General features: G+C 73.3%; 16 protein-coding genes. 10 read left to right on the top strand and 6 right to left on the bottom strand.

Annotated features, from left to right (window positions below; translation table 11 throughout):
* The first annotated feature begins 22 nt into the window (after positions 1 to 22).
* Positions 23 to 589: a small secreted protein gene (locus AC3EUJ_RS00080; RefSeq protein ID WP_431958765.1), complete on the top strand. Its 567-nt coding sequence runs from the start codon at positions 23 to 25 to the stop codon at positions 587 to 589.
* Between the two features lie 56 nt (positions 590 to 645).
* Positions 646 to 2,163, top strand: coding sequence for a DUF7059 domain-containing protein (locus tag AC3EUJ_RS00075; RefSeq protein WP_431958764.1), 1,518 nt, complete (start codon positions 646 to 648; stop codon positions 2,161 to 2,163).
* Positions 2,164 to 2,229: 66 nt separating this feature from the next.
* On the opposite strand, the gene AC3EUJ_RS00070 is transcribed toward AC3EUJ_RS00075, so the two are convergent.
* The 3 genes from AC3EUJ_RS00070 to AC3EUJ_RS00060 all read right to left on the bottom strand — a co-directional run bounded on the left by AC3EUJ_RS00070 (position 2,230) and on the right by AC3EUJ_RS00060 (position 3,491).
* Positions 2,230 to 2,493, bottom strand: coding sequence for a TM2 domain-containing protein (locus AC3EUJ_RS00070; protein WP_431958763.1), 264 nt, complete (start codon positions 2,491 to 2,493; stop codon positions 2,230 to 2,232).
* Positions 2,494 to 2,649: 156 nt separating this feature from the next.
* A complete protein-coding gene (locus tag AC3EUJ_RS00065; protein WP_431958762.1) occupies positions 2,650 to 3,060 on the bottom strand; it encodes a DUF2752 domain-containing protein in 411 nt (136 codons plus the stop codon).
* A gap of 5 nt (positions 3,061 to 3,065) precedes the next feature.
* On the bottom strand, positions 3,066 to 3,491 hold the full coding sequence (locus tag AC3EUJ_RS00060) for a TM2 domain-containing protein (RefSeq protein WP_431958761.1): 426 nt from the start codon (positions 3,489 to 3,491) through the stop codon (positions 3,066 to 3,068).
* A 283-nt stretch (positions 3,492 to 3,774) separates the two neighbouring features.
* Between AC3EUJ_RS00060 and AC3EUJ_RS00055 the strand changes: the two genes are divergently transcribed.
* From AC3EUJ_RS00055 to AC3EUJ_RS00035, 5 genes are all read left to right on the top strand, one after another.
* A complete protein-coding gene (locus AC3EUJ_RS00055) occupies positions 3,775 to 3,975 on the top strand; it encodes a hypothetical protein (RefSeq protein ID WP_431958760.1) in 201 nt (66 codons plus the stop codon).
* Positions 3,976 to 4,136: 161 nt separating this feature from the next.
* A complete protein-coding gene (gene topA / locus AC3EUJ_RS00050; protein ID WP_431958759.1) occupies positions 4,137 to 7,013 on the top strand; it encodes a type I DNA topoisomerase in 2,877 nt (958 codons plus the stop codon).
* 79 nt (positions 7,014 to 7,092) lie between these two features.
* On the top strand, positions 7,093 to 10,092 hold the full coding sequence (tmk, locus tag AC3EUJ_RS00045) for a dTMP kinase (RefSeq protein WP_431958758.1): 3,000 nt from the start codon (positions 7,093 to 7,095) through the stop codon (positions 10,090 to 10,092).
* Positions 10,093 to 10,218: 126 nt separating this feature from the next.
* A complete protein-coding gene (locus tag AC3EUJ_RS00040) occupies positions 10,219 to 13,467 on the top strand; it encodes an AfsR/SARP family transcriptional regulator (RefSeq protein ID WP_431958757.1) in 3,249 nt (1,082 codons plus the stop codon).
* Between the two features lie 114 nt (positions 13,468 to 13,581).
* Complete coding sequence (locus tag AC3EUJ_RS00035) at positions 13,582 to 14,280, top strand: DsbA family oxidoreductase (RefSeq protein WP_431958756.1); 699 nt, start codon at positions 13,582 to 13,584, stop codon at positions 14,278 to 14,280.
* 30 nt (positions 14,281 to 14,310) lie between these two features.
* Here AC3EUJ_RS00035 and AC3EUJ_RS00030 read toward each other — a convergent pair whose 3' ends face one another.
* A complete protein-coding gene (locus AC3EUJ_RS00030; RefSeq protein ID WP_431958755.1) occupies positions 14,311 to 16,170 on the bottom strand; it encodes a sigma-70 family RNA polymerase sigma factor in 1,860 nt (619 codons plus the stop codon).
* Positions 16,171 to 16,281: 111 nt separating this feature from the next.
* Positions 16,282 to 16,980, bottom strand: a complete 699-nt coding sequence (locus AC3EUJ_RS00025; RefSeq protein ID WP_431958754.1) for a TetR/AcrR family transcriptional regulator — start codon at positions 16,978 to 16,980, stop codon at positions 16,282 to 16,284.
* A 293-nt stretch (positions 16,981 to 17,273) separates the two neighbouring features.
* Between AC3EUJ_RS00025 and AC3EUJ_RS00020 the strand changes: the two genes are divergently transcribed.
* A complete protein-coding gene (locus AC3EUJ_RS00020) occupies positions 17,274 to 18,653 on the top strand; it encodes an NAD(P)/FAD-dependent oxidoreductase (RefSeq protein ID WP_431958753.1) in 1,380 nt (459 codons plus the stop codon).
* Between the two features lie 116 nt (positions 18,654 to 18,769).
* On the top strand, positions 18,770 to 20,419 hold the full coding sequence (locus tag AC3EUJ_RS00015) for an ATP-binding SpoIIE family protein phosphatase (RefSeq protein WP_431958752.1): 1,650 nt from the start codon (positions 18,770 to 18,772) through the stop codon (positions 20,417 to 20,419).
* Positions 20,420 to 20,426: 7 nt separating this feature from the next.
* On the opposite strand, the gene AC3EUJ_RS00010 is transcribed toward AC3EUJ_RS00015, so the two are convergent.
* Positions 20,427 to 21,674 carry an MFS transporter gene (locus tag AC3EUJ_RS00010; RefSeq protein ID WP_431958751.1) on the bottom strand — a complete coding sequence of 416 codons (1,248 nt, stop codon included), beginning with the start codon at positions 21,672 to 21,674 and terminating at the stop codon, positions 20,427 to 20,429.
* Between the two features lie 116 nt (positions 21,675 to 21,790).
* On the opposite strand from AC3EUJ_RS00010, the gene AC3EUJ_RS00005 reads away from it, so the two are divergent.
* Positions 21,791 to 22,354: a MarR family winged helix-turn-helix transcriptional regulator gene (locus tag AC3EUJ_RS00005; RefSeq protein ID WP_431958750.1), complete on the top strand. Its 564-nt coding sequence runs from the start codon at positions 21,791 to 21,793 to the stop codon at positions 22,352 to 22,354.
* The last annotated feature ends 326 nt before the right edge of the window (positions 22,355 to 22,680 follow it).

Genomic DNA, 22,680 nt, shown 5'->3' with positions numbered 1-22,680 from the left:
GAGCCGTGTAGGTTCCGGGGCCGTGAAGAACAAACTCGCGGCTGCACTGTCCGTCACGGCTGTGATCCTCGCGACGGGGTCGCTGTCGGGATGCGGCGACGGCGGTAACAAGGAGCTCGACGCCTGGGCGAAGACGGTCTGTGACCAGGCTTCCGCCCAGGTCGAGAAGATCAACGACGCGAACACCCACATCAGCAACACCCCGAGCAACGCCAAGCCGCAGGAGGTCCGGAGCGCCGACTCCACGGCGTTCGGGCAGATCTCGGACGCCTACAAGGCGCTCGCCGGGATCGTGGGCAAGGCCGGCGACCCGCCGGTCGACAACGGCGCCAAGCTCAAGCAGGACGCGGTCAGCGACCTCAATGCGCTGTCCACCGCATACGCGAACCTGCGCGAGCAGGTCGACGCGCTACCCGTCTCCGACCAGGCGAAGTTCGCCGACGGGCTGAAGAGCGTCTCCGACAGCCTGGCCAAGGTGAGCAAGAGCGGCGAGCAGGCGCTCGACACGCTGCGCCAGGGCGAGGTCGGCCAGGCGATGGCGAAGCAGCCCGGCTGCCAGGACTCCGGCGCCACGCCCTCGAAGTCCTGACGGCCCGAGGGCGGGTGGGGTCCACCGGGCGCCCTCTCCGGGGCGACAATGGCAGCGTGAGTACGCAGCCGCCCCCGCAGCCCCTGCCCGCCCCCGACCGCGCCGGCCGCCTCCGCGACGCGCTGCGCGCCGCGGCCTTCACGGCCGACGGCTGCCTCGACCTGCTCGGGGCGACCGCCTACGCCGCGCTCTCGCGGGCGGAGACCGTGCCCGCCCTGCGCGCCACCCGCGGTGGCGGCCCGCTGGAGAGCCTGGTGCGGCTCTTCCTGCTGCAGCAGCCGGTCCCGTACGCGCGGCTGCGGGGCGTGCTGCCCCTCGACGCTGCCCTCGAGGACGGCTGGCTCGTCCGGGACGGCGAAGAAGTGCGCGCCACGGTGGACGTCCGCCCCTACGGCGGCGACGGCGGCGAGGACTGGTACATCGTCTCCGACCTCGGCTGCGCCGTGGGCGGCGCCAACGGCATCCGTACGACGCCCGGCGTGGACCGCGCGGACCTGGTGCTCGGCGTCGGTGGCGCGTCGACCACCCTCGCCGGGATCACCGTACGCACGCCCGTGGCCCGGGCGCTGGACCTCGGCACCGGCTCCGGCATCCAGGCGCTGCACGCCTCCCGCCACGCCACCCGGGTGACCGCGACCGACCTCAACCCCCGCGCCCTGCACTTCACGCGGCTCACCCTCGCCCTGTCGGGCGCCCCCGAGCCGGACGTCAGGCAGGGCAGCCTCTTCGAGCCCGTCGGCGACGAGCGCTACGACCTGATCGTGTCCAACCCGCCGTTCGTCATCTCCCCGGGCAGCCGCTTCACCTACCGCGACGGCGGCATGGCCGGCGACGACCTGTGCCGAACCGTCGTCCGGCAGGCCACCGACCACCTCACCGAGGGCGGGCACCTGCAGCTGCTGGCCAACTGGGAGCACACCGAGGGCGAGGACTGGCGGGACCGCGTCGCCGCCTGGGTGCCCGCCGGCTGCGACGCGTGGATCGTGCAGCGGGAGGTGCAGGACGTCACGCAGTACGCGGAGCTGTGGCTGCGCGACGGTGGCGACCACCTGGCCGGGCCTGAGGCGTACGCCGCCCGTTACGACGCGTGGCTGGACGCCTTCGAGCAGCGCAAGACCCGGGCCGTCGGTTTCGGCTGGATCACCGTGCGCAGGACCGGTTCCGACCGTCCCGTGATCACCGCCGAGGAGTGGCCGCACCCGGTCGAGCAGCCGCTCGGCCCGCACATCGCGGCCTGGTTCGGGCGCCAGGACTTCCTGCGTACCCACGACGACGCGGCGCTGCTCGACGAGCGCTTCCGGCTGGCGGACGAGGTGGTGCAGGAGCAGGTGGGCCTGCCCGGCGCCGAGGACCCGGAGCACGTCGTCCTGCGGGCCAACCGCGGCATGCGGCGCGCGACGAGGGTGGACACGGTCGGCGCGGGCTTCGCGGGCGTCTGCGACGGGACGCTGACGGCCGGTCGGATCCTGGACGCCATCGCCCAGTTGCTGGGCGAGGAGCCGGTGGTGCTGCGGGACCGCACGCCGGAGGCGATCCGGCTGCTGGTGGAGCAGGGCTTCATCGAGCCGGTCTGAGCGGGAGCGCGACGGCCCGCCTCCGCTGCGGAGAGCGGAGGCGGGCCGTCGGGGTGCGACCGGGGATCAGCCCTGCAGGACGCGGCCCTTGGCGTCGGTGCGGTCCTTGCTGGTGAAGAAGAGGATCGCGTCGATGAAGGACCAGATGCCCAGACCACCACAGGTCAGGAGCTGGCCGATCGCCATGCCGGTGTGGCCGGTGTAGAAGCGGCCGATGCCCAGGGTGCCCAGGAAGAGCTGCAGCAGACCGGCGGTGATCTTCGACTTGTCGGACAGCGGCCGACCGGCCGGGTCGTAGCCGTGCGGGGCGTCAGTGGTGGGCGTGGCCATGTGAGGTCGCTCCTTGCGCAAATGGGGACGAGCGGGCGGGAGCGCGCGTTTCCTCAGGATCCGGCCCCCCGCCTCGGATGGCCACATACTTACATCAGAGAATTGACATCCGTCCCACTGATGAACACCCGTCACGCAACCGTGATCACCGCGTTGTCAAACCGCGTTGCGTACGACCGCCCAGGCCACGGCGATCCCCAGGATCGCCATCTGCGCACGCCGACCCAGCGTGGGGTGGTAGGAACGGCCGCGCAGCCCCTCCCTCACCCATCGCGCGTACAGATAAAGAGGAAAGGGACTCGCCAGGAGCATCAGCGCGTTGTCGTGGAAGGCCGCCGAGGGATCGCCGTGCATCAGGTCGTAGACCATGCGGGTCGCTCCGCAGGCGGGACAGAGCAGCCCCGTCAGGAAGTTGAAGGGGCATCGGGGCAGCCAGTGCCCCTCCTGGTGCGGGTTGGTGCCCCACAGGTAGGCGGCGCCAGCCGCGCCCGCGACGAGCGACGCCAAGGGGGCCGTGGCCGGTCGTCCGGCCACGGCCCTGAGCTTGTTCCAGGTCGGAGAGGTCATCGTGCTCAGCTGCGCAGGATGCGGCCCTGGGAGTCGGTGCGGTCGTTGCTCGTCAGGAAGAGGATGCCGTCGATCAGCGCCCAGATGCCGAGGCCGCCGCAGGTGAGGAGCTGCGCGACGCCGATGCCGATGTCACCCACGTAGAAGCGGCCGATGCCCAGGCCGCCCGCCAGCAGTTGCAGCACGCCCGCCACGACCTTGGACTTGTCCGACAGCGGACGGCCGTACATGTCGTAGCCGTACGGGGCGTTGGGGTCACCGGTGTAGGCGCCCTGGGGGTAGCCCTGCGGGTAACCGGGCTGGGGGTGGCCCTGCTGTGGGTAGCCGTAGCCGGGCTGCTGCCCGTAGCCGCCGGGGCCGGCCGGGGGCTGCTGCGGGTATCCGTAACCGTCCTGCTTGGGCTGGCCGTACGGGTTGTTCGGGTCGGACATCGTGGGACTCCCCCTGAGAGAACGTTCGGTGTATCCGGACATCTTGTCAGGCGAGTCAAGACGGTAGGGGGTGAGGCGGCGGCGCGGGCGGAGGGGGACGGTGAGCGGGACGGGCCGCGGCCGGCTCCTCGCGGGACCGGGCCGGCGGACGGGCGGGAGCGGAAGGATTCGGCCAGGCTCTTTCGAGCGGAGTTCACCGATGGTTCCTCCCGTTGTCGCCCCGGCGTGCCACTCTCCATGGCTGCGGGGCGCCGGTCGTGGAGCACCAGAGGGATCCGGGGGCATGTACATGGAAACCGCGCCAGGAATCTTCGCCGGGACGGTGTTCGCGGTATTCGGGGCGGCCCTCGTGGCCTGGACCGTCACCCGGTCGCTGCGGCACCTGCCGGTGGTCCAGGCAGGGGGGCCGGCGTCGGCCGCCGTGGCAGGTTTCTTCGGAGTTGCTTCGCTCCTTGTCGGTCTCTGGCTGTTCCTGATCCTCTGAGCTGGGCAAATCGGACATGGGCGGCAGTCCGTGCGGCAGACAGGACGCTTGTCGGGTTACCGTTCGAGTGGCGTTGCGGACTTTTCCCGTTTGACACGGGACCGGGATGTACGGTCACACTCCGCAGCGAGACCACCTTCGACCCGGAGAGAAGAGCGAAGTTGTCCCCGACCCGCGAGACCGCACAGGGCAGCGGCCGCCGACTCGTGATTGTCGAGTCGCCTGCCAAGGCGAAGACGATCAAGAGCTACCTCGGCCCCGGCTATGTCGTCGAAGCCAGCGTCGGGCACATCCGCGACCTGCCGAACGGGGCCGCCGAGGTGCCGGCGGAGTACAAGGGTCAGCCGTGGGCGCGGCTCGGCGTCAACGTCGACAGCGAGTTCCAGCCGATCTATGTCGTCAACGCGGACAAGAAGGCCCAGGTCAAGAAGCTGAAGGACCTGCTCAAGGAGTCCGACGAGCTCCTGCTCGCCACCGATGAGGACCGCGAGGGCGAGGCCATCGCCTGGCACCTGCAGGAGGTCCTCAAGCCCAAGGTCCCGGTCCGCCGGATGGTCTTCCACGAGATCACCAAGGACGCCATCCAGGAAGCCGTCCGCAACCCTCGCGAGCTGAACCAGACCCTCGTCGACGCCCAGGAGACCCGCCGCATCCTCGACCGCCTCTACGGCTACGAGGTCTCGCCGGTCCTGTGGAAGAAGGTCATGCCGCGCCTGTCGGCCGGCCGCGTCCAGTCCGTCGCCACCCGGCTCGTCGTCCAGCGCGAGCGCGAGCGCATCGCCTTCCGCTCCGCCGAGTACTGGGACCTGTCCGCGACCTTCGCCACCGGCCGGACCGGTGATGCCACCGACCCCGGCACCTTCGGCGCCAAGCTCAACGCCGTCGACGGAAAGCGCGTCGCCCAGGGCCGCGACTTCGGGTCGACCGGGCAGCTCAGGGACGGTACGGGCGTCCTCCACCTGGACGAGGCCGCCGCCCGCGCGCTCGCCGCCGCCCTGGAGGGCGCCGCCTTCTCCGTCCGCTCGGTCGAGTCCAAGCCGTACCGCCGCTCGCCCTACGCGCCCTTCCGCACCACGACGCTGCAGCAGGAGGCCAGCCGCAAGCTCGGCTTCGGCGCCAAGGCCACCATGCAGGTCGCCCAGAAGCTGTACGAGAACGGCTTCATCACCTACATGCGTACGGACTCCACGACCCTGTCGGAGACCGCCATCGCCGCCGCCCGGGCCCAGGTCACCCAGCTCTACGGCGCCGAATACCTGCCGGACAGGCCGCGCGTCTACGCGGGCAAGGTAAAGAACGCCCAGGAGGCGCACGAGGCGATCCGCCCCTCGGGTGATCGTTTCCGCACCCCGGCGGAGACCGGCCTGACCGGTGACCAGTACCGCCTGTACGAGCTGATCTGGATGCGCACCGTCGCCTCCCAGATGAAGGACGCGGTCGGCCAGTCCGTCACCGTCAAGGTCGGCGGCAGCGCCGCCGACGGCCGGGACGTCGAGTTCTCCGCCTCGGGCAAGATCATCACCTTCCACGGCTTCATGAAGGCCTACGTCGAGGGCGCCGACGACCCCAACGCCGAGCTCGACAGCAGCGAGCGCCGGCTCCCCGCCGTCACCGAGGGCGACGCGCTCACCGCGCGGGACATCACCGCCGACGGCCACGCCACCAAGCCGCCCGCCCGCTACACCGAGGCCTCGCTGGTCAAGGAGCTGGAAGAGCGCGAGATCGGACGTCCGTCGACCTACGCGTCGATCATCGGCACCATTCTCGACCGCGGCTACGTCTTCAAGAAGGGCACGGCCCTGGTGCCGTCCTTCCTCTCCTTCGCCGTCGTCGGCCTGCTGGAGAAGCACTTCGGCCGGCTCGTCGACTACGACTTCACCGCCCGCATGGAGGACGACCTCGACCGCATCGCCCGCGGCGAGGCCCAAGCCGTGCCGTGGCTGCGCCGCTTCTACTTCGGCGAGGGCGAGACCCCGGTGGGCGGCGCCGCCGACGCGGGCAACGGCGACGGCGACCACCTCGGCGGCCTCAAGGAGCTGGTCGAGGACCTCGGCGCCATCGACGCCCGCGAGGTCTCCTCCTTCCCCGTCGGCAACGGCATCGTGCTGCGTGTCGGCCGCTACGGCCCGTACGTGGAGAAGCCCAGCGAGGTCGAGGGCGAGACCGGGCAGCGCGTCGACGTCCCCGACGACCTGCCGCCGGACGAGCTGACCGTCGAGCTCGCCGAGGAACTGCTCAACAAGCCGAGCGGCGACTTCGAGCTGGGCACCGACCCCGAGACCGGCCGCCCGATCGTCGCCAAGGCCGGCCGCTACGGCCCGTACGTCACCGAGATCCTCCCCGAGGGCACCCCGAAGACCGGCAAGAACGCGGTCAAGCCGCGGACCGCCTCACTCTTCAAGTCGATGTCCATCGACACGGTCACGCTGCAGGACGCGCTGAGGCTGATGTCGCTGCCCCGGGTCGTCGGCACCGACCCCGAGGGCGTGGAGATCACCGCGCAGAACGGCCGCTACGGCCCGTATCTGAAGAAGGGCACCGACTCGCGCTCCCTGGAGACGGAGGAGCAGCTCTTCACGATCACCCTCGACCAGGCTCTGGCGATCTACGCCCAGCCCAAGGTGCGCGGCCGCGCCGCCGCCAAGCCCCCGCTGAAGGAACTGGGCACCGACCCGGTCAGCGAGCGCCCCGTCGTCGTCAAGGACGGCCGTTTCGGCCCGTACGTCACCGATGGCGAGACCAACGCCACACTGCGCCGCGACGACGACGTCGAGACGATCACGCCCGAGCGCGGCTACGAGCTGCTCGCGGAGAAGCGGGCCAAGGGCCCCGCCAAGAAGACGGCGAAGAAGGCCGTCGCCAAGAAGGCCCCGGCGAAGAAGGCGACCGCGACCAAGACGGCGGCGAAGAAGACGGCCGCCAAGACCACCGCGGCGAAGAAGACCGCGGCGGCCAGGACGACCGCCAAGAAGACCGCGGCCAAGGCCACGACCACGGCGAAGAAGGCCGCGTCCTCGGCCGCGAAGCCCGCCGAGTAGTCCTCGCGGGGACCGCACGGCCGGTGCGGTCCCGGCAGGCGCCCTCCGGGACGGCACCGGGTCCCGATAGGCTGGCGGAATGACGCGATCCGAGCAGCCAACGGACACGTTCGCCGACGAACTCGAGGCCGACTCACGGCAGCGCGCCGTGGGCGCGCTCCTGAAGATCCCGCCCCTGCGCAAGCTGTGGGGCGCTCAGCTCACAGGCACCGTCGGCGACCGGCTCGCGCTGCTGGTCCTGGTCGTCCTGACGGCGCAGGCCGCCGTCGGCGCCCAGTCCTTCGGCGGCGGATACCGCGGCGCGGCCTTCGCCGTCGCGGCCGTCTTCGGCGCGCGCGTCCTGGCGGCCCTGCTCTTCGGCGCCGTTCTGCTCGGCCCGCTGGGCGCCCTCACCGGACCGGGCGGAGTGCTCGACCGCCGGTGGTCGATGATCGGCTCCGACGTCGTGCGCCTGGCGCTGCTGATCGTCGCGCCGCTGTGGATCGACTGGGTGCCGGACAACGCGGTCGCCTGGCTGCTGGTCACCGTCTTCGTCACCGGGGTGGCCGAGCGGCTGTGGACCGTCGCCAAGGACGGTGCCGCTCCCGGTCTGCTGCCCGCGCCCGCGCCGGGCGCGGGAACGGTACGTCCGCTGCCCGACCGCCTCGACGCGCTGCGCCGCCTCGACCAGCGCACGGGCTTCGTCGCCTTCCCGATCGCCGCCGCGAGCCTCGTCGTCGTCACGCTCGTCGGCAACCTGATCGGCCTGGGCGTCGTCTGGTTCGGCGTGCACCAGGCCGCTCTCGCCTCCTACGTCGCCGCCGGGCTGTTCGCCGCCTCCGGCGCCGTGCTCTACCTGCTGGAGCTGCCGGGCGACCAGGCCACCCCGCCGCACTCCCCGCTGCAGGGCCTGCGCAGCAACGACCGCGGGCGCACAGGCGCCGTGCCGCTGCTCGTGCTCGGCACGGCCGCCGTCGCCGGCGCCGTCGCCGCCGCCGTGGCACTCGCCGTGCTGCACGCCGCCGACCTCGGCGGCGGCCCGGTCGGCTACGGCCTCCTCGTGCTGGCGCTCACCGCCGGCCCGGTGCTCGGCATCCGGATCGCCCCGCGCACCTTCCCGGGCCTGTCCAGGCGCCGCCTGCTCGCCATCGCCATCGCCGTCACCGGTCTGGCCCTGCTGCTGACCGGCATCGTGCCCGACCCGACGACCGTGCTGCTGCTGGCGCTGCTCGCCGGCGTCACGGCCGGGATCACCGCCGGCACCGGGCACGTCCTCATCGACCAGGAGACCGAGGAGCCCCGCCGGGCCCGCGCCACCGACCACCTGCACGCGGTCACGCACCTGCTCATGGCGGTCGGCGCCGTCGGCGCCCCCCTGCTGGCCGGCGGCATCGGCCCGCACCGCGTCGTCAACGGGCACTTCACCTTCGACCACGGCGGCGCCGCGTACGCCCTCATGCTGATCGGCGCTCTGCTGCTGCCCGTCGCCGCCCTCGTCCTCGGTAAGACCGACGACCGCCAGGGCGTGCCGCTGCGCCGCGACCTGCGTGAGGCGCTGCGCGGCGGCGACCCCGAGCAGGCACCCGCCCCCACCGGCTTCTTCATCGCCGTCGAGGGCGGCGACGGGGCCGGTAAGTCCACCCAGGTCGAGGCCCTCGCCGAGTGGATCCGCGGCAAGGGCCACGAGGTCGTCGTCACCCGCGAGCCGGGTGCCACGGCGGTCGGCAAGCGACTGCGCTCGATCCTGCTCGACGTCTCCAGCGGCGGGTTGTCCCACCGCGCCGAGGCCCTGCTGTACGCCGCGGACCGCGCCGAGCACGTCGACACCGTCGTACGCCCCGCGCTGGACCGCGGCGCGGTCGTCATCTCCGACCGCTACATCGACTCCTCCGTCGCCTACCAGGGCGCCGGACGCGACCTCGCGCCGACCGAGATCGCCCGCATCTCCCGCTGGGCGACGGACGGGCTCGTCCCGCACCTGACCGTCCTGCTGGACGTGACCCCCGAGGCCGCCCGCGAGCGCTTCACCGAGGCGCCCGACCGGCTCGAGTCCGAACCCGCGGAGTTCCACGACCGCGTGCGCGCCGGCTTCCTCACGCTTGCCGCGGCCGACCCCGCGCGCTACCTGGTCGTCGACGCGGCCCAGGAACCGGAGGCCGTCACGACGGTGATACGGCACCGGCTCGACGAGATCCTCCCCCTGTCGGAGAAGGAGATCGAGGCCCGCGAGGAGGCCCGCCGCCAGGCCGAGGAGGACGCCCGCAGGCGCGCCGAGGAGGAGGCCGCCCGCCGGGCCGAGGAGGAGCGGCTCGAACACGAGCGCCAGGCCCAGCTGGAGAAGCTCCGTGCGGAGCAGGAGGAACGCCGCCGCGCCGAGGAGGAAACCGCCCGCCGTGAGGCCGAGGAGGCCGCGGCGGAGGAGGCCCGCCGCCAGGCCGAGGAGGCCCGCCGCCAGGCGGAGGAGGAGCGCGCCCGCCGCGAGGCCGAGGAGCGCGTCCGCCGCGAGGAGCAGGAACGGCTGCGCCGCCAGGCCGAGGAGGAGGCCCGTCTCCGCGCCGAGGCCGAGGAACGCCGCCTGGAGCGCCAGCGCAAGGCCGAGGAGGCGCTGATGCGGGCCGAGCAGGCCCGCATCGAGGCGGAGGACGCGACGAAGACCGTCGAGACGCCCCGCCCGCAGGCCCCGTCGGCCGACGCGGCCGAGGACGCGGAGACGGCTGTGCTGCGCGCGATGCCCGTCGACGACGAGACGGCGGTCCTGCCGCCGGTCAAGCCGGCCTTTCCGGACTTCACCAAGACCGTCGAGACGCCGCGGCCCGCCGCGCCTTCCGACGTGGAGGAGACCGCGGTCCTGCCGCCCGTTCCCTCCGCCGACCGTGTGCCGCCCGGCATTTTCCGGCCCGAGGAGCCGCAGGCGGCGCCGCGTGGCCCTGACAACGAGCGCACGCGCGAGATGCCGTCCGTCCCCGCGGAGGGGCAGCGCCCCCGCCGTCGGCCCTCGTGGGCCGAGGAGACCCCGCTCGACGACCTCCCCTCCCTCGCGGACGAGTTGCTCGGCCCGCGTGAGGAGGACGACGACCGGGACGGCGGCACCGCCAGGTAGGCGGCGCCCGCTGCGGCCTGTTGCCGTGTGCGCGGCTTCGCCCCGCGGCGCGGCTTCGCCCCGCGGCGCGGCTTCGCCCCGCGGCGCGGCTTCGCCCCGCAGGGCCCGCACCGGGAGAATGGCCCCGTGCGATACCGGTACCTGATCCTCGGCGCCACGGAGGCGCGCACCCCCACCGGGGCGCCGGTGCCCCTGGGCAGCGGCAAGCGACTGCGCGCCCTGCTGGCCGCACTCGCGCTGAACGCCCCGCACGCGGTGTCCCCGCAGGCCCTGATCGCCGAGGTGTGGGGCGGCGAGGGCGACGAGCCGCCCCAGGACGCCTCCGGCGCCCTGCAGGCGCTCGTGTCGAGGCTGCGCCGCGCCCTCGCGCCCGGGGACATGAACGGTGCCAGGGACATCGTCGCCTCCGGCCCCGCCGGCTACCGCCTGCTCACGGCCACCCCGGACGACGTCGACCTCCACCTCTTCGAGCGCCTCGTACGCGACGGCAGCGCCTCCCTCGACGCGGGCGACCCGGCCGCCGCCGCCGAGACCCTGGAGTCCGCGCTCGCACTGTGGCGCGGCCCCGCGCTGGCGGACCTGCCCGACCGGGGTTCCGCCGCCGCGCGGGCGGAGGATCTGCGGCTGACCGCGACGTACCGCCGCATCGAGGCGTGCCTGGCGCTCGGCGGCGCCGCCGAACTGCTGCCGCAGCTACGCGGGCTGGTCGCCGAGCACCCGCTGCACGAGCCGTTCCGGACGCAGTTGATACGGGCGCTGCGCGCGACAGGCCGCCCCGCCGACGCCCTGGCCGCGTACGAAGACACCCGCCTGGCCCTCGCCGACCGCCTCGGCACCGACCCCGGTCCCGAACTCCAAGCACTGCACGCCGAGTTGCTCACCGCACAACCGCGAACGCAGCCGGCCGCCGCCCCGCCCCGCACCGGAAACCTGCGGGCCCGCCTCACCAGCTTCGTCGGCCGCGAGGCCGAACTCGGCGCACTACGCGCGAGCCTGACCGACGGCGGGCACCGCCTGGTGACGCTGACCGGCCCGGGCGGCTCCGGCAAGACGCGGTTGTCGCAAGAGGTGGCGGCCGCGGTGGCCGGGTCATCGGCGTACCCGGACGGGGTGTGGCTGGCGGAGTTCGCCCCGCTGGACCGCCCCAACGCCGTGCCGGACGCCGTGCTGAGCGCGCTCGGGCGCCGTGACACGGCCGTGCTGGCCGCCGCCCGCGAGTTGCGCAGCGCGGGCCAGGAGGCTGACCCGGCCGCGCGGCTCCTGGAGCACTGTGCACACCGCCGAATGCTGCTGGTGCTGGACAACTGCGAGCACGTCATCGACGCCGCGGCCGCGCTCACCGACCAGTTGCTCGCCGCCTGCCCCGGAGTGACCGTGCTCGCCACGAGCCGCGAGCCGCTGGGCCTGCCCGGCGAGACGGTGTGCCCCGTGGAGCCGCTGCCGCTGCCGACCGCGCACCGGCTGTTCGTGGAGCGGGCGGCGGCCGTACGCCCCGGGTTCGATGCGGACCGCGACCACGCGGAGGCGGTGGACGAGATCTGCCGCCGTCTCGACGGGCTTCCGCTGGCCATCGAGCTGGCCGCCGCGCGGCTGCGGGTGCTCACCCCGCGGCAGATCGCGGAGCGCCTCGACGACCGCTTCCGTCTGCTGACCGGCGGCAGCCGCACCGCGCTCCCCCGCCAGCAGACGCTGCGCGCGGTCGTCGACTGGAGCTGGGACCTGCTCGGCGAAGCGGAACGCACGGCGTTGTGCCGACTGAGCGTCTTCGCCGGCGGCTGCACGCTGCAGGCGGCCGAAGCGGTGTGCGGGGAGGAGGCACTGGAGCTGGTCGGCCAGCTCGTCGACAAGTCCCTCGTCGTCGTCGATCACGGCGCGCGGGAGGTGCGCTACCGGCTGCTGGAGACGATCCACGAGTACGCCGCCGAGCGCGCCGCCGGCGAGCCGGCCGACCTGGCGGAGGCGGCGCGCCGGCACACCGCGTACTTCACGGACTTCGCCCGCACCGCCGACTCCGGCATGCGCGGCCCCGACCAGCTGCTGTGGGCGGCCCGCCTGGAGGCGGACCTGGACAACGTCCGGGCCGTGCTGCGCCGCACGATCGAGGCGGGGGACGCGGACGACGCGATCGAAATCGCCCTGGCCATGGGCTGGTTCTGGTGGCTGCGCAACTTCCGCGACGAGGCGCGGGAGTGGCTCGGGCGGCTGATCGCGATCACCGGCCTCCCGGACGACCCCGCCGCCCCCGGCTTCTGGCCGCGCATGAACCTGCGGCTGCTCCACCTGTTCGTGGCCGGCGACACCATGCCCCGCGAGGAGTTGCAGAGCCCAGAGGTGCTGGCGCTGGCCTCGAGGATCATCGAGGTCTACAGCGTGCCCAGCGTCCACTCGGCCCGCTTCCCCGGAGTCCTGTGGCCGTTCTCCGGCTACGTCGTGGGCCGCCACGGGGCGATCCGGGAGCACGCCGACGCGATGGTGGCCACGTGCCGCGTGTACGGCGGCGAATGGGAGCTGGCGGCCGCGCTGATGTTGCGCACGCACATCACGATCGACCTCCCCGGCGGGCTCCCCCGGGCCGACGCGGACTGGCCGGAATTGCTGGAGCTGAGCGAGCGGCTCGGCGACCGCTGGATGCGCGCCCAGGTCTGCGAGGCCGGCGCCGAGATGGCCCTGGCGTACGGGGACTACCCGGCGGCCCGGGCGGACCTGGAGGAGGCGCTTCGGCTCGGTTGTGAGCTGGGCGCGCACGCGGAGGGCATCTTCGTCCGTTCCCGCCTGGGCGAACTGGCCCACCGGGAGGGCGACGACGACCGCGCCGAGAAGCTGCTGCGCCAGGCCGCCGAGGAGGCCGAGCAGTACGGGGTGTGGGACGCCCGCGCGTACATCCGCGCGCTGATGGCGACGATCCTGCTGCGCCGCGGCGAACTCGGGGAGGCCAGGACGCTGGTCGAACTCGCCCACGGCGAGGGCTGGCTGGGTACGCCCCCACCGGACTTCGAGCTGCTCGTGGCGAGCCTCGCGGCCCGGGTCGCCGCCGCCGGGGGCGACCAGGCGGACGCCCTGGCCGGGTTCGCGCGGGCACTGCGCGCGGGGCTGGACGGCTTCTGCGCCGAACCGCGCACGGCGGCGGTGGTCGAATACGCCGCCGAGGTGCTGGTCGCCCTCGGTGATCCTGTACGGGCCGCCCGGCTGCACGGCGCGGCCGACGGGCTGCGGGCGGGTCTGCCGCGTCCGGTGCCGGAGGAGGAGGGGGTGCGCGCGGCGGAAGCGACGGCCCGCGCGGCGCTGGGGGACGGGCCGTACGAGCGGGCCCGCGCCGCGGGCCACGAGCTGGGTGGCGAGGGCGCGTACGCGCTGCTGGCCGAGGCGACCGTCTAGCCGTGCGCGGGGCCGAACCCACGAGGACGGCCGGGGCGACCGGGGAATGGCCGGAGACGGGCCCTTCGTTGCAGCGTTGAGGATTCAACTGACGATTTCGATGACGGAGAGAGCATGAAGGTCGAGATCTACAGCGACATCGCCTGTCCCTGGTGCTACGTCGGCAAGCGCCGCTTCGAGCGGGCGCTGGCCGCCTTCCCGCAGGCCGATCAGGTCGAGGTGGTCTACCGCCCCTTCCAGCTCGCTCCCGACAAGTCCGAGACCCCCGAGCCCCACCGCGCCTACCTCAACGAGCGCTACGGCCCGCAGTCCGCGGCGATGGACGCCCGGCTGGAGGAGCTCGGCCGCGCCGAGGGCCTGGCCTTCGACTTCGACCGCGCCATCGAGAACAACACCCTGCTCGCCCACCGCCTGCTGTGGCACGCCCTGAACGCCTACGGCGCCAAGGAGCAGGCCGCACTCAAGGACCGGCTGCTCGTGGCGCACTTCGCAGAGGGCGCCGACGTCGGCGACCGCGCCACCCTGGCCGCGCTCGCCGCCGAGGCCGGGCTCGACCGCGACCGCGCGGCCGCCTTCCTCGCCTCCGACGAGGGCCTCGAGGAGGTGCTCGCCGAGATCGACGACGCCCGGGGCATCGGTGTGAACGCCGTCCCGACCTTCGTCTTCGAGGGCAAGTGGGCCGTCCAGGGCGGCCAGGAGTCCTCGACCTTCCTGCGCGTGCTGGAGCAGGTCGCGAAGGAGACCGGCGCCGTGCCTGCCGCCCCCGCGACGGACGCCTGCGCCGACGGCGCGTGCGAGGTCCCCGCCGGCTGAACCGGCGGGGATGCGGCGGGCGGACAGGGTTCAGTCGCAGGTGATCCGCGACACCGCCCAGTCCGCCACGTTCACCACCTGGAACCTGTGCGTCGGCTCGACCTGCAGTCGGATGGAGCGGTTGCCAGCGATCGGCACGTGCACCGGCACGCCGGGGTCACCACCGCGCAGCACTTCGGAGCGCCACAGCCACCCGTTATCGCCGTGGACCGAGAAGCGCGCCGCGCCGAAGCCCAGGGCGATGTCGTCGATGCCGACCACGGCGTCGAAGGCGGTGCAGGAGCGGTTGAGGTCGATGGTGACGGTGGACGGCGCGCCGACCGTGACGCCGTCGGAGTAGCGCGTGCCGTCGATGCCGAGGCCCCAGCGCTGCCAGACCCAGTCGCCGAGCCGGATCGTGGGCCGGTCCGACCGGCCGAGGACGCCGTGCTCCAGTGCGCTCAGCCGGTGGACCGTCGGCTCGGGCGCCGGGGTGGGCGTGGGCGGGGGCTCGGCGGTACGGCTGGGCGACGGGGCGGGCGGCTCGCTGCGCGTGGGCGCGGGCGCGAGCTCCTCGACGGGACGCGCCGGAGGCGTCGGGGTCGGTGCGGCGGCCCGTACGGGGGGTAGGACCGGCGGCGTCGGGCTCGGCGCGGGGGAGCGCCGCGACGGTGAGGGGGGCGGCGTGGGAGCCGGCGCCGGTACGACCGGCGCGGCCGAGGGCCTGCTCTCCGCCTGCGGCCGGGGCGTGCTGTCGTCACCGGTCAGGGCGATCGCCACCACCGCACCGGCCGCCGCGAGGGCCAGCCCCGCGGCCACGGCGATCTTCACCGGTGCCGCGGCCCCTTCCGCGGCCACGGCGCCACCGGCACCCGCCGCCGCGCCCCCTCCCGCGCCACCGCCCGAGGTGGCGGCGGCCACGGCACCCGCGCCGGCACCGGCCACCGCGCCACCCGCGGCGACGCCCGCCGCCTTCGCCGCGTACGCGGCGCCGAACCAGCCGACGACCGCGACCGGCAGCAGCCCCTTGAGCGCCGCGTTCACGTCCGCCAGCTCCGCCGCCGCCAGGCGGCACTTGGCACACTCCTCCAGGTGTTTGCGCAGCTCCCGGTCGGCCCGCATCCGCAGACCGCCGCGGGCGTGCGCGCCGAGGCGGTCCGCGTAGCGGGCGCAGGACCCCTGCGCGGTCAGCGCGGACGAGACGTGCGCCTGCAGGTAGGCCTGGCGCAGTCCCTCGCGGGCACGGTGCGCGAGGACCGCCGTCGCGTTGGCCGACAGACCGAGCAACGGCGCGACCTTGCTGGGCGACTCCTCCTCGACCGCGGTGTGCCACAGCACCGCCTGCCAGCGCTCGGGGAGCGTGCGGAAGGCCTGGATGGCCAGCGACCGTTCTGCCTCGTGCATGGCGCGCACGTCCGCGCCCGGCTCCTGGCTGCCCTCGCCCGCCGCGGCACCGGCCGACGTGACCGCGAACACCGCGAAGTCGTCCACCAGTTGCTCCCGCTTGGCGGTGCTGCCCCACGACGCGGCCACCCGCCGCACCGTGGTGAGCAGGTAGGCGCGCACCGCGGCGTCCGGACCGCTGCCGCTGCGGATCGCCTGCAGTGTGCGGGCGAAGACCTCGCCGGTCAGGTCCTCCGCGGTGTGCCGGTCACGGCAGCACCCCCGTGCGTAGCGCCGTACGGCCGCGACGTGCCGCCGGTACAGCTCCTCGTACGCGCTGTCGTCGCCGCCGCGGACACGGGCCACCAGGTCGGCGTCGGACAGCTGCGCCCCCGGAATGTCACCGGCCTCGGGGACGCGCTCCGCCAGCGGCTCCCGCTGCCCGGGTACACGGCCGGACGGCGGGCCCCCACCGGAGTCCGCCCCCGCCCCCGTGGGCGGACCGGACTCCCCGTTTCCTTCATCCACGGGCGTAAGAGTGGCACACGCGTACCGTCCGACGGCCTGTCAAGCACCAGAACCACTCGTCCGGGGAGTTTCACCCCCCGGACGCGACTCATCACCTGAACGGGTCAGCCCTCACGCCCCCGGACGGGAGCGCAGTCCCTCCAGCAGGATGTCCAGCAAGCGGGCCGAGGCGGCCGCCTGCTGGGCGGAGTCCGGCAGCGACGGCGCCGAGGTGGCGATCACCAGCAGCACATCGGCCACCGACACGTCCGCGCGCAGCTCACCGGCCGCCCGCGCCCGCTCCACCAGCTGTCCGACGACCTCCAGCAACGTGGCTATCCCGGCGCCCGACGCGATGTCGTCGGCCCCGCCGCGCTGCTGCGGCACCCGCGTCCCGTCGGCCGCACCGGCCGGCCGCACCTGAAGCACCTGCGGCGGCAGCAGCCGCCCGGCGCCGGAGGCCACCGACGTCCGCAGGAAGCGGGACAGCGCCGACCAGGCTTCCTCCTCCTGGCCCAGGGCCGCGCGCGCCTGCTCCGTCAGCCGCGCCGTCTCCTCCTCGGCTATGCGCCGCACCAGCACGTCCTTGCTGGGGAAGCGCCGGTAGACGGTGCCGACGCCCACCCGGGCCCGCCGCGCCACGTCCTCCATCGGCGCGCCGTACCCCAGCTCGCCGAAGACCTCCCGGGCGGCCCGCAGGACGTGCTCGAGGTTGCGCTGCGCGTCCACGCGCAGCGGGGAAGTACGACTCCCGCCGCCACCGCGCACGACCGGATCCGGATGGCCGCTGACGGTCGCGGTCATCGCCCACTGAGAGTCCTGGATATGCATATGTGTATCCCCCGGTTGATCGCGTCTCCCCCCGGAGACTCCCCACCCCATGATCGCCGGGAGGCGGCGGACGATGCCGCGCGTGCTCCCCGGCGGGATACGAACATAGTTGAGCCCTGGTCAAGAATGAAGGGGGCGCCCACCCACGATCGGAGTACCGCGGCCGCCGATTCTCCGTCCCGGCGGTTCACACCGGTCAGTACCCGCCCGTGACCTGCCCGAGAACAGGATTCGGCCATTCATTGCCGTACGCCCTGTGGACAAACCCCGATGGCCCATTGCCTCATGGAACGATGGCAGCATTCAAGGGGCCGTCCGGCGCGGCAGAAGGATCCGGGATCCCGCGCATCCTGGTCGTCGGCGGCGGATATGTGGGCATGTACACCGCTTTGCGGCTGCAGCGCAGGCTGAAACACGACGAAGCGGAAATCGTCGTGGTCGAACCGCAGCCCTACATGACCTATCAGCCCTTCCTGCCCGAGGCGGCGGCCGGCTCGATCTCCCCCCGCCACGTCGTGGTGCCGCTGCGCCGGGTCCTGGACCGCTGCACGCTGGTCATCGGCGAGGCCCGGCGCATCGACCACGGCAAACGGGTCGCCACGCTCGCCACCCTCGCCACCGACGAGGAGGGCTCCGGCGCGCTGGAGCTGCCGTACGACCACCTGGTGCTGGCGCCCGGCTCGGTCTCCCGCACCCTGCCGATCCGCGGCCTCGCCGAGCACGGCATCGGCTTCAAGACCGTCGAGGAGGCCATCGGGCTGCGCAACCACGTCCTGGAGCAGCTCGACATCGCCTCCTCCACCCGGGACGTCGAGGTTCGCGAGGCCGCCTTGACCTTCGTCTTCGTCGGAGGCGGCTACGCGGGCGTGGAGGCCCTCGGCGAGCTGGAGGACATGGCCCGCTACGCCGTGCGCTACTACCACAACGTCGAGGCCGACGACCTGAAGTGGATTCTGGTGGAGGCCACCGACCGTATCCTCCCCGAGGTCGGCGAGGAGATGGGCAGGTACGCCGTCCGCGAGCTGCGCGGCCGCAACGTCGACATCCGCCTGAACACCCGGCTGGAGTCCTGTGAGAACCGCGTCGCCGCCCTCGACGACGGCTCCCGCGTGCCCACCCGCACCCTGGTGTGGACGGCCGGCGTCAAGCCGCACCCCGTGCTCTCCCGCACCGACCTGCCGCTGAACGGCCGCGGCCGGATCAAGTGCACCGCGGCCCTGCGGATCGCCGGCACCGAGGGCGCCTGGGCCGCGGGCGACGCCGCCGCCGTCCCGGACCTCACCTCCGGCGACCCCGAGGCGCTCTGCGCGCCCAACGCCCAGCACGCGCTGCGCCAGGCCCGGGTCCTGGCGGACAACATCGTCGCGAGCCTGCGCGGGGAGCCGCTGACCGACTACCGTCACCAGTACGCGGGCTCGGTCGCCTCACTCGGCCTCCACAAAGGCGTGGCGCAGGTCTATGGGCGCAAACTCAAGGGCTACCCCGCCTGGTTCATGCACCGCGCGTACCACCTCAGCCGGATGCCCACCTTCAACCGCAAGGCGCGCATCCTGGCCGAATGGGTCCTGTCCGGGCTCTTCAAACGGGAGATCGTCTCGCTGGGCTCGCTGGAGAACCCCCGCGCGGAGTTCGAGCTCGCCGCGGAGACCGGCCGCAAGCCCGACGCGCCCTGACCGCCAGTGCGGATGCGGTGGCCGATTCCCCCGGAGCGGTGGGTCGGCCACACTGGACCCGTGACCAAGCGTGCGTCAGCACCTGCAAAGAGTGACAAATACGAGGAATCGGACGTTTGAACCTCACGCGCTGGAGCGCCCGGCTCCCCGGAACACAACGACGCAATGCCCAGGCGGCGGCCGCCGGATCCGAACCCCCGTCCGGCGGAGCGGTCCCCCCGGCGCGCGGGGAGGCCGCCGAGCACCCCGACGCGCCGGCGCACACCCTCGACGCCCTCCCCGTACGCGAGGTGCTGGGCCGGCTGCCCGCCCTCATCGCGGTCACGCACGGAGCCACTCACCACCTCGGTTATGTCAACGAGGCCTGGGCCGAGGTCTTCGGCCCCCGCGCCCCCGGGGAGCCCGCCCGCGAGTCCCTTCCCGAGCTCGCCGAGCTCGGCCTGCTCCCCCTGATGGACCAGGTCTTCCGCAGCGGCAAGCCGCGTACCGTCAAGGCCCGCAAGGTCGCCACCGCCACCCGGCAGGGTTACTTCACGCTCACCTGCAGCCCCGTCCCGGTGAAGGACGGCGGCGCCACCGGCGGGGTCCTGGTCTTCGCCACCGACGTCACCGACCAGGTCCAGTCCGCCGAACGCCTGCGCGAGAGCGAGCGCCGCCTCCACGCGACCGCCGTGACCCTCCAGCGCAGCCTGCTCCCCCAAGAGCTCGAACAGCCCGACGACCTGCGCGTCGCGGCCACCTACCAGCCCGGCGGCACCGACGCCGCCGTCGGCGGCGACTGGTACGACGTCATCACCCTCGGCGCAGGCCGCACCGCCCTGGTCATCGGCGACGTCATGGGCCGCGGCGTGCGCGCCGCCGCCGTCATGGGCCAGCTCCGCACCGCGGTCCGCGCCTACGCGCGCCTCGACCTCCCCCCGCACGAGGTCATCCAGCTCCTCGACGGCCTCGCCGCCGAGATCGACGCCACCCAGATCGCCACCTGCGTCTACGCCGTGCACGACCCCAGCGAGGGACGGCTGTCGTACGCCTCCGCCGGCCACCTGCCGATCGTCGTCCGCGACGCCGACGGCACCGTCCGCCGCGCCGACGAACCCACGGGCCCGCCGCTCGGCACCGGCGGCTGGGTCCACACCTCCGGATCCGTCCCCCTCGGGCCCGGCGCCACCGCCGTGCTCTACACCGACGGACTCATCGAGCGCCGCGGCGAGGACATCGACGAGGGCGTCTCCGCCCTGATGAACGCCGTCGCCGGCGCCACCGGCAGCCCCCAGGTCATCTGCGACCGCCTGCTGCGCGCCCTCGGCGTCACTTCCGAGCACGCCGACGACGTCGCCGTGCTCGTCATGCAGTACCCGCAGCGCGAGGGCAACGACTCCGAGCTGTTCCGCAACGCCTCCCTGGAGCTGCTCGGCGGCATCGAGGCGGCCCCCCGCGCCCGTGCCTTCGCCCAGGGCGTGCTGACCTCGTGGCGTTTTCCCGTCGAACTCGTTGACCTCGGTGTCCTCGCCGCCAGCGAACTGGTCGCCAACTCGCTCCAGCACGGCGTCCCGCCCATGCGGCTGCGGCTGCGGCGCACCGACCGGCGCCTGATCATCGAGGTGACCGACGGCGACGACCACCTGCCGCGCCGCCGTCGCGCCGAACCGGCCGACGAGGCCGGCCGGGGCATCTCCATCATCGCCACCATCGCCTCCGCCTGGGGATCCCGGCGGACCCCCGGCGGAGGCAAGGCGGTGTGGTGCGAGTTCGCGCTCCCCACCTGACGGAGGATCACGCGGCCAGCACGGGCTCCCGCATCGGCGCGTCCTGTCCGACGGTGAGCCGCCGGCCCAGCCGTACGGAGAGCACGCTGACCGCCAGCGAGCACGCGACCAGCATCACGATGTACTCGGTGTACATCCCGCCGCCCGCCATGAGCCCGCCGACCGCGGGCCCCACGGCCAGCGCCAGCTGCTTCACCAGGGCGAACGCCGCGTTGTACTGGCCGACCATCCGCTCCGGCGCCATGTCCGCCACCAGCGGCGCGACCGTCGGCGACAGCATCGCCTCACCGAGCCCGAACAGCGCGTACGTGCCGATCAGCATGGCCGTCGCGACCCCGTGCGCGGAACCGGTCAGCCCCGAAAGCCCGGCGACGACCCACGCCACGGCCCACAGCACACCGACCGCCGCGATCACCCGGCTGCGCCGCCGCCGCTCCACCGGCCGCAGAACGAGGAACTGCGCCACCACGATCGCCGCGGTGTTCGCGGCAAGGGCGACGCCCAGCGTCGCCGGCGACACCTTCGTCACCTCGACCGCGTACGCCGACAGGCCCGACTCGAACTGCCCGTAGCAGGCGAAGAACAGCACCCCGCCCAGCACGCACAGCTGCACCATCGCCCGGTCGGCGAACAGCGCCCGCCAGCCCCCGGCCGCCTTGTCCGTCGGCGCCGCCTCCATGCGCGCCGCCTTCGGCAGCCGTACGGAGGCCGCCACGACACCGAGGACCACGAACATCGCGGCCTCGACCGAGAACAGCAGGGTGAAGGAGCCCGGCCGCGAGGTGTCGACCAGCAACCCGCCGAACAGGCCGCCGACGCCCAGCCCGAGGTTGCTCAGGAAGAACTGCGTCGCGAAGGCCCGTGACCGCGACCTCGGGGTGGAGCACCACACGATGAGCGTGGCCAGTGCCGGCTGCATCACCGCGATGCCGGCGCCCATCACCGCGGACGCGGCGATCACCAGGGGCGCGCTCGACGCCAGCCCGAAGCCCATGGAGCCCACCGCCGCCGCGAAGGCACCGGTCAGCAGCACGGGCAGCGGGCCGCTCCGGTCGATCGTCCGGCCGGTGAACGGCAGCACAGCGAGCGCGGCGACGGCGAACGCGGACAGCACGACACCGGCCGTGCCCGCTCCCAGGTCCCGCACCCGCGCCACGTAGACGAACAGGAACGGGACGGTGAAACCGTTGCCGAACGCGCTCAGCGCGTTGCCCATCTGGATCCGGCGCAGCGCGGCGCCCATCGCGGTGGTCACACTCACCCCTTAGGTCAGTAGTCCTCGAACTTGAAGACTTCAAGATTAAATTTCGAAGCTAAACAGTACATGCCAGAAGCCTTTAGGGCCAATGAGTTTCGTGGGACACTCCTGCCATGACGAGCGCAGCCGACGGCCCTGCCGGCACCCCGCAGGAGCTGGACCTCGATGAGCAGATCGCGATCTACCAGCGTGAATACCCCGAGGTGGACCCCCAGGTCGAGAAGATCGTCACGGCTCTGGGCAGGCTCAACCGCCGTATGAACGTGGGCTACGGCCGACACCTGTCGGCCGTCGGCATCACCAGCGCCGAGTGGGAGGTCCTCAAGGCCCTTGTGGTGGTGGGACGTCCGTACCGACTCGGCCCCGGCGACCTGGCCAAGCGGCTCGGCCTCACCCCCGCCGCCATGACCCACCGCATCGACCGCATGGTCTCGGAGGGCCTGGTCACCCGGGAGCGGGACGAGAGCAACCGCGTCCGTGTCATCGTCGAGCTCACCGACCTCGGCCGCAGCAAGTGGCTGGAGACGATGCGCATGGCCTCCGTCTTCGAGGCGGATCTCCTCCAGGACCTCGCGCCGGACGAACACAACGTCCTCGGCGACCTTCTGACCCGCATCCTCCGCCGCGTCGAGGCCGACCAGCCCGATGCCGGCGGCCGCCTGAAGGACCTCGACTGACCCGGCTGCCCCGGTTTGACAGCCGTACGGGGGATCCGTAATGTTCTCCGGGTTGCCCGCTGGTGAACACCGGCTCCGGTCGGCCCCGGGCAGCCATCCCGCAAGACCTACCTCGACGAACGGCCCTGTGCCGTCTCGTTCGTGCGTGCGTTTTTCGGAATGAGGATCGACGGAATTGCTCGATTGGCGTCGGGCGCCACTGATCCGCTAATGTCTCACCAGTCGGAACGGCCCAACGGCCGCGAGGACAAGCCCCGCTGACCGGGGATCAGGCCGGAAACGGTCTGATAGAGTCGGAAAAGCCGAAAAGCGAGAGCCGGACGGCG

This window comes from Actinacidiphila sp. bgisy160, assembly GCF_057707815.1.
This window is presented reverse-complemented; position numbering and strand designations above follow the sequence as displayed.

Coding starts and splice junctions, on each gene's coding strand:
- AC3EUJ_RS00070 (WP_431958763.1), bottom strand. CDS start 2,493: ATGGCCACGCCCACCACTGACGCCCCGCACGGCTACGACCCGGCCGGT.
- AC3EUJ_RS00065 (WP_431958762.1), bottom strand. CDS start 3,060: ATGACCTCTCCGACCTGGAACAAGCTCAGGGCCGTGGCCGGACGACCG.
- AC3EUJ_RS00060 (WP_431958761.1), bottom strand. CDS start 3,491: ATGTCCGACCCGAACAACCCGTACGGCCAGCCCAAGCAGGACGGTTAC.
- AC3EUJ_RS00055 (WP_431958760.1), top strand. CDS start 3,775: ATGTACATGGAAACCGCGCCAGGAATCTTCGCCGGGACGGTGTTCGCG.
- tmk (WP_431958758.1), top strand. CDS start 7,093: ATGACGCGATCCGAGCAGCCAACGGACACGTTCGCCGACGAACTCGAG.
- AC3EUJ_RS00035 (WP_431958756.1), top strand. CDS start 13,582: ATGAAGGTCGAGATCTACAGCGACATCGCCTGTCCCTGGTGCTACGTC.
- AC3EUJ_RS00025 (WP_431958754.1), bottom strand. CDS start 16,980: ATGCATATCCAGGACTCTCAGTGGGCGATGACCGCGACCGTCAGCGGC.
- AC3EUJ_RS00020 (WP_431958753.1), top strand. CDS start 17,274: ATGGCAGCATTCAAGGGGCCGTCCGGCGCGGCAGAAGGATCCGGGATC.
- AC3EUJ_RS00005 (WP_431958750.1), top strand. CDS start 21,791: ATGACGAGCGCAGCCGACGGCCCTGCCGGCACCCCGCAGGAGCTGGAC.